The 6,983-nt window shown below is 34.8% G+C and carries 3 protein-coding genes and 1 riboswitch; of the genes, 1 reads left to right on the forward strand and 2 read right to left on the reverse strand.

The genetic code is table 11. From position 1 onward, the window contains the following. Positions 1-275: 275 nt before the first annotated feature. The gene (locus tag NCCP2331_RS01170) at positions 276-2,456 is read right to left on the reverse strand and encodes an amidase family protein (RefSeq protein WP_251667934.1); all 2,181 of its coding nucleotides are present in this window, start codon (positions 2,454-2,456) and stop codon (positions 276-278) included. A gap of 177 nt (positions 2,457-2,633) precedes the next feature. Further along, on the reverse strand, positions 2,634-4,685 hold the full coding sequence (locus NCCP2331_RS01175; protein WP_153721550.1) for a methyl-accepting chemotaxis protein: 2,052 nt from the start codon (positions 4,683-4,685) through the stop codon (positions 2,634-2,636). Positions 4,686-4,849: 164 nt separating this feature from the next. Then, positions 4,850-4,960: riboswitch (cyclic di-GMP riboswitch) on the reverse strand. 855 nt (positions 4,961-5,815) lie between these two features. On the opposite strand from NCCP2331_RS01175, the gene NCCP2331_RS01180 reads away from it, so the two are divergent. Then, positions 5,816-6,983 (forward strand): hypothetical protein (locus tag NCCP2331_RS01180; RefSeq protein ID WP_251667936.1); only part of this gene is annotated, 1,168 nt, incomplete at its 3' end.

The following is a 6,983-nucleotide window of genomic DNA, read 5'->3' on the forward strand; positions in this document are numbered from 1 at the left end:
GCAGGAGTCGGCCTTTTTCCGCTCCGGTCCACTCTAATGATTCGCAAAGTGTTTACTGAAAAGAGACACAAAAAGCGTAAGGAATTGAACTCCTTTACGCTTTTTTCATGTTATGTCCAGCCTCTTTAACCTGTGAATTTTTATAGTAACCCAATCCTTTTAACATGTCTGTCGTTCTACACATACAAAAGGCTTCTCATAAGCTCGAAATGCTTATGAGAAGCCTAAATTTTTGTGTAACCTTTATCTAACTTGAAGAAAGGCTCGATCGATCTTTACTTCGTGGGCTTAAATTGATCATCTAGGTATCGGGCCATAAATGCTGCGAAATGTTGACGTGATATATTCATATTAGGCTTAAATTCACCGTCGGAATAACCAGTAGTAATATTATTTGCTACCAACGCAGAAATATAGCTGTGAGCCCAGTTCTCCTTGGGAACATCTTTAAAATCGGTTGGGTTTGTGCCTTTTAAGTCATAAGCTAACACTAAGATTGCAGCCGCTTGCGAGCGGTTTAATTTTCCGTTAGGGTCGAAATACTTTTTACCTTGGGCGTTAACTTTTCCGTTGACGATACCCAATTCAACAGCCTTAGCAATCTCCTCGTATCCATTATCACCAGGTGAAACATCAACAAAACCTGGGTTAGTGACATCTGAAAAGTCGACAATTCCCTTTTCTTTCAAAATCAATCGTATAGCATGTAAACGTGTAATTGAATCATTTGGTTTAAATGTTCCATCTGGATAACCATTAATTATTCCTTTATCTGTCAAATACATAATTTCATCGACATATGAACTTACATCTTTAAATACAGGCTTTTCATCTGTATTCATTTCGAAATTAGGCGTTGTTTTAGGCAGCGTTCTAGCATTGGTTGCTTGTTCAAAAGAATAGGCTATATCTAATAGAGACTGTTCACTAAATGCCAATCCCATGAAAGAGATCCCAACAGGCAGTTCTTCCTCAGTAGCACCGGCAGGAACAGTAATCTCAGGGAATCCTGTAGCCGAAGCTACATAACTCGCGGCATACGTGTCATAGGCATCACATAAGTATGTCGGGTCTTCCTTATCGAATCTTGGTGATGCAGGACATGACATTGTTGGAAAAACAATGGCATCCAAATTTTCTTTTTCCATTATTGCTTGTACTTCATCCCGTACTTTAGGTATCTCTTTTGTTACTAAATCATCGTATTCTGGTGTGTCTTTAAACGCCGCTTGTTTTACATTCGTTTTTAAACCTTCCAAACCTGCTGGGTTTACTGGTGTGGCTGAATTCAAAACCTCTGGTGATTCACTGATTTTAATTATTTCTTCCAGTGTTTTCGGCTGGCTTTCAGGGAACTGTTTTAGATACTCTTCCAACTGAGACTTAAAATTAGCCTCATTAATTGGCCCAATAATTGGTGTCCAAAGATATTGTGTCTTCTCTGAGAAAGATACCGGGATAAGCTCTGTTCCCATTTCCTCCATTTTCTTCAAGGATTTATTAGTAATTGTATCCACCTCGGCATTGTCTCCAAAAAAGTCAACAGCTACTCCAATTCTTGCATTTTGCAAAGCAGTCTTGTCTAAGGACTTACTATAGTCTTCAACAATATGTCCCTTTGCAGATAAGGTTTGTTCATCTTTATCATCGACTCCAGCCATAAAACTCAATGCAATCGCTACATCTTCTACAGATCTAGCCATTGGACCAGCAGTATCGAAATTTAACGAGGACGGGACGATTCCGCCGCGGCTTATTAAACCTAATGTCGGTCTGATAGCGACGAGTCCCGTGACATGAGATGGTCCTCTGACCGATCCAGACGTATCAGTACCTAATCCAAATACACCAAAGTTTGCTGTAATTGCCGCGGCAGTTCCGCTGCTAGAACCAGAAGCATCACGTTTAAGGTTGTAAGGATTCAAGGTTAAACCGCCCAAAGAGCTATATCCTAATCTCCCATAAGATGCTGCAAACTCTGACATATTTGTTTTTCCAATGATAATGGCTCCTGCATCCTTAAGTTTCTGAATAGCAAAAGCATCTTTTACGGGATAAGCATCCTTTAGTGCAACAGAGCCAGCCGTTGTCGGCATGCCTTTGACGTCAAAGTTATCTTTTACAACGATTGGAATACCATGAAGTACACTTCTTTTGCCTTTACTTTGTCTCTCTGCATCTAATTGCTTTGCCATCTCTATAGCGTCTTCATTAATATTAGTGAACGAATTAATCGCAGGGCCTTGCTTGTCATATGCTTCTATACGTTCTAGGTAATACTTAACCAACTGCTCAGATTTAATTTGATTGTTATCCAAAGCATCGGAAATTTCGCTAATACTTTTTTCAAATGGATTAAAATCATTTTCTTCCGCAGAGACACTTGCCAATGGAAGCACGGCCACTACTACTATAAGAGCAATCAAGGTTCTAAATCGATTCGATATTTTACACATGATGTTTCCTCCCTATTCTAAAACAAATTAACTATAAATTTTCCCTCTGAAAACAATATTCAGAGGTCGATTTATACAATATTCCTGTAAATCATAACTAAGGTTAAACATAATAGATCAAAATGTTAGGATATCTAACACATTCTTGTGGTTATTGTTTTGATAGAAATTATACTTTTACAGTTTAAATTCCTGGATGGCTGCTTCCAATTCATTTGACATCCTAGCTAACTCTTGAGAAACCGATGAAACCTCCTCCATTGAGGCACTCATTTCTTCGGAGGATGCTGCGACGTTTTGGGAATAATTATTTACTTCTATACTGGTTTTTGAAACGTCCTCTATGTGCACTACCACTTCAGCTATATGATTCTTCATATTTTCCATTGCCATGTTAACCTCGGATATTTTTGTCGTACCAGCGAGAATAGAGTCCTTAATTTCTCCAAACGCTTTCCCGCTTTCATTCACGAGTTTCATCCCTTCCTTTGCCGAGCTTACCCCTAGATTTACTAGACCCATCGAATCTTCAATGCCACCTTCAATATCTTGAATAATTTCATTGATTTGCAATGCTGAATTACTGGATTGCTCTGCGAGTTTTCGAACTTCATCTGCCACTACTGCAAATCCCTTTCCATGTTCGCCAGCTCTTGCAGCTTCAATTGCAGCATTCAAAGCTAATAAATTCGTTTGTTCTGAAATTGATTGAATGATAAAGCTGATTTGTTTAATTTCATTTGATTTTTCATTTAACATGCTAATTTTCTCAGCGGAAGAACTCACGTTTTTATCAATTTCAATCATTTGATTTACAGTCTGCTCAACGACATCACTGCCCTGTATAGCAGTTTCTGTTGAATAATGTATGGAATTACTTACATTGTCCATGCTCACTGTCACGTCATCAACATGCCTAAACACCTCATTGATAATACCTACTGCATTTTTCATAGCAGCATCCTGTTCATCTGTCCCAGTAGCAACAAATTGAATCGATTCGGATATTTCATTGGAAGCTGTTTGATTTTGGATTGAAGAGGCTGCCAGCTCCTCAGATGTCGCAGATAATTGTTGAGATTCATGCGCAATTTTTTTTATTGTTTCTTTTAAACTGTTAGACATGGTATTGAAATTTTCACCCATATCCCCAATTTCATCTCTTACCTTCACCGTGACTTGTTGAGTCAAATCACCGTTTGACATCGCTAAAGACAAATCACTAATACTTTTAATTCTCTTTGTTATCTGTAAACTCATAACAATAGATGCGATTACAGCAAGAATCGCAAAAATCCCGCCAATCAGAAAAAGCATTGAGCGAATGAAAGTAGCGGTACTTAAAATTTCATCCTTCTTTATAACAGCAATATACTTCCAGCCATCAATTTCTGAAGTGATTGTGTTTAATACATAGTCTTCCCCATCTAGTTCAGCTTCAAATGAGCCATCTTTGCTTAAATCTTTTAAAGAAGGAATGTTTAGTTTAGACACCGGTTGGAAGTTCAATTCAGGATCTTTTGGATGTGCAAGAATTGTTCCATCTTCTTGTGCGAGAATTACATAACCATTATCACCTATACTAATGTCCTTGATAATATCTGTTAAGCCTTCCAAACTTACATCTAGACCTAACACGCCTGTTTGTTTTCCATCTTTTTCAATCGACACTACATTACTTACTATAATTCCTTCTATACCAGTTGCCTCATAGGCACTTGTTAATTTTACTTCTCCTGGTTCTTCAATAGCTGTGCTGTACCAGGGACGGTCTCTAGGATCAAAACCTGCTGCCACGGGTCCCTCAGGATATTGGACATAACCTCCATCCGATGTGCCCATATAAACATAAGAGGCTTTAGGATGATGAATACTAAATTGAGAAAACACATCATAAATGGCTTTCTCTTTATCCCCGTTTTTTGAAGGAGTCATATCAATAGAGTCATCCCCCGCTAGATCTTTATATAAAGTAATACTTGAATCGGCATTTAAAACGGATTTATCATTAGCTAATAAATTGACATTTTCCCTAATCGTTTGAAAGTATAGCGAAATGCCATTGTCCACCTGTTTAATTTCTTTCTCGCTGAAACTGATATAATCATCCTCGGTTTTTTCGCTAACTGTTTTATTAACTAAAACTCCAATAAAAATAATTGGTACTAGTGATAGTAATAATGAAAAAACCAATAACTTTGCTTTGAACGAAATTCTTTTCTTACTCATTTTTACACTTCTTTCTATTTATGATAGTTTAAATTGATAACTTCAAGAATCTCTTAATCCTTTCTGACTATATCTTTACGCCAAACTCATGCCAGGTAATTTTAAACACCAAAAAACTATTCTATATAATATAGAATAGCCAAAGGAATATATTAATCCATAAACTTGGTAACCAGGCGATCATTGTTTAGAATGCAGGACTTTTAATTAATCCCTAAACTTTAGACCCTAAGCTTTGCGTCCTGTCCTTTCAGATCAGTTTGCCTTTAACTTCTATAGTTTTGTTTAAAATTACGCTTTCTTATAATCTCACGTAACTCCATTAAATTCAAGACTTTTTAACCGGTTTTAACTTTTAATATGTGAGAAAGGAATCATTCTAATAATTCAAAACTAATGAAAAAGGATGTGTTTTGTTCACTGTGTATATAAGTTTATAAAAATGAAGTCAAAAACATGATTTCAAATTGGTAATTTATTAATTTCGGGGCTTTATCCTGTTATGTTGATCTTATCACTTCAACCGCCTACTATTAATTACAATCAAAACTAATCGTGATTGCTCTGGAACACCTAAAAGGCCTATCTCCCGCTTCGAAATAGACCTTGAAAACTATTAAAGCTTCGCATTTTCTTTTTCAATGGAAGCCATTTTCTTATGATTTTCCTTGAATTCATCTGTGTCTAGCGTTTGTCACTGACCAAGTTTCCTCTTACTTTATCGATAACTGCACTTCTAATTACGACGAATTCATTATAAATAGTTTTTTTCCAGAATTCCCCCGTGGGGTATCTTTGATGTACCTGTGCAGCAAACTACTCTGCTTATTGACAAGTAAAGCTTAATGATTGATCCTGTTTTGGAGAGATGTTTTTTTATATGGAGGCTATATTCTGCTTAAGTCGTTAGAAACAATTCGGCAATTGCCTTTTGCGTCATCCAGACAGCTTCCCCTCCTATTACTCATTATATAGAACAACTTCCCATTGAACACTTCACTTACCTTTAATATAAAATATCTGAGCCTCTCACTTATGATACGGTTCTCCGTGATATATCTGAATGATATTCAATGTTTATAACAAAACAATTTAAAATATACTATAATCATATTTAGGAGGTGCTTTTTTTGGAAAGTATAGAATTAACTTTAGCAAATTACTTAAAAAGTTTTGAAGATATCTTAGGACTTTCACTAATAATAAAAAACGATAATATTTCAGCCGTAAACCTACCTACAGCAATTTTGAAAATTAACCCTAAAAGTATTAACCATGTAATTAAACCTTTAGAAAGGATATTTATTGAGGAGAAAGAAAATATTGGTGACTCAAGAGAACCTTTTCTATATAAAAACATACTAATAACAAAGTATATATATTCTCTAATTGATAAGAAAAATAAATATTTTTTGCTAGACAGTTTTATAAATATGCTTCAAGTAATAAGTGATAGAAGCTATGAACAACAATTATGTCAAATGAGTTTTATTTTATTTAAAGAACATGATGATAATATTAATGATGAACTTTCAAAACTAGGAATAGATTATTTACCGTTTGATTCCCCCTACTCTATAAACGAAATTGATAAAAATAAACAGTCTTTAAAAATTATAGATTCACTATCATTAAGTTATGTCGTAGATTCTTCCTATACCATTGTTGGATTAGCTAAAAAAAGAAAAAAAGAAAAAAGCATATCAGCGATTATGGCAGATCAACACCGTCTAGCAGAAGAACTACAGTTTAAATTAAGTATGTATCAATATTTTATTGAATTTAATTCAAAAAATGAATTAAAACTTGTAATTGAGCAAAAAAAAGAAAAACTTAATCTACTTGAAGAACAGTACATAACTCTTAAGTCTACTGACACAGATGAGTTAATTATAGAGGAACTTGGTCAGCAAATAGATGAAACCTATGAACAACTTATTTTGGCATTAGAAGAGGAAAATAGAGCATTAACAGATTGGCTTAAAGGTTATAATACAATTAAAGCTAATAGTCATAAAATAAAAAAAAATAATATTCAATTTATCCAAATTGGATCCGGAAAAATTGAGTGGTTTATAAATCAAAGTTTAGTGTGCATATTATCTAACGGTAAATGGAGAATCAAAAACTATGAACTAATCAATCATATTATTTTAGAATTTCTTCTACGCCAATATCCTTCAAAAGAGAATATTGAAAGTGAAGAATATATTAAAGTGCTCGACCAAATTACTCCAAGAGCAAAAATACTTTACAATAACATTAAACAACTTTCAAATAAAAACATAGGTGCATTAA

Origin of the sequence: Sporosarcina sp. NCCP-2331, assembly GCF_023707945.1 — a bacterium.
In the GTDB taxonomy this organism is placed as follows: domain Bacteria; phylum Bacillota; class Bacilli; order Bacillales_A; family Planococcaceae; genus Sporosarcina; species Sporosarcina cascadiensis.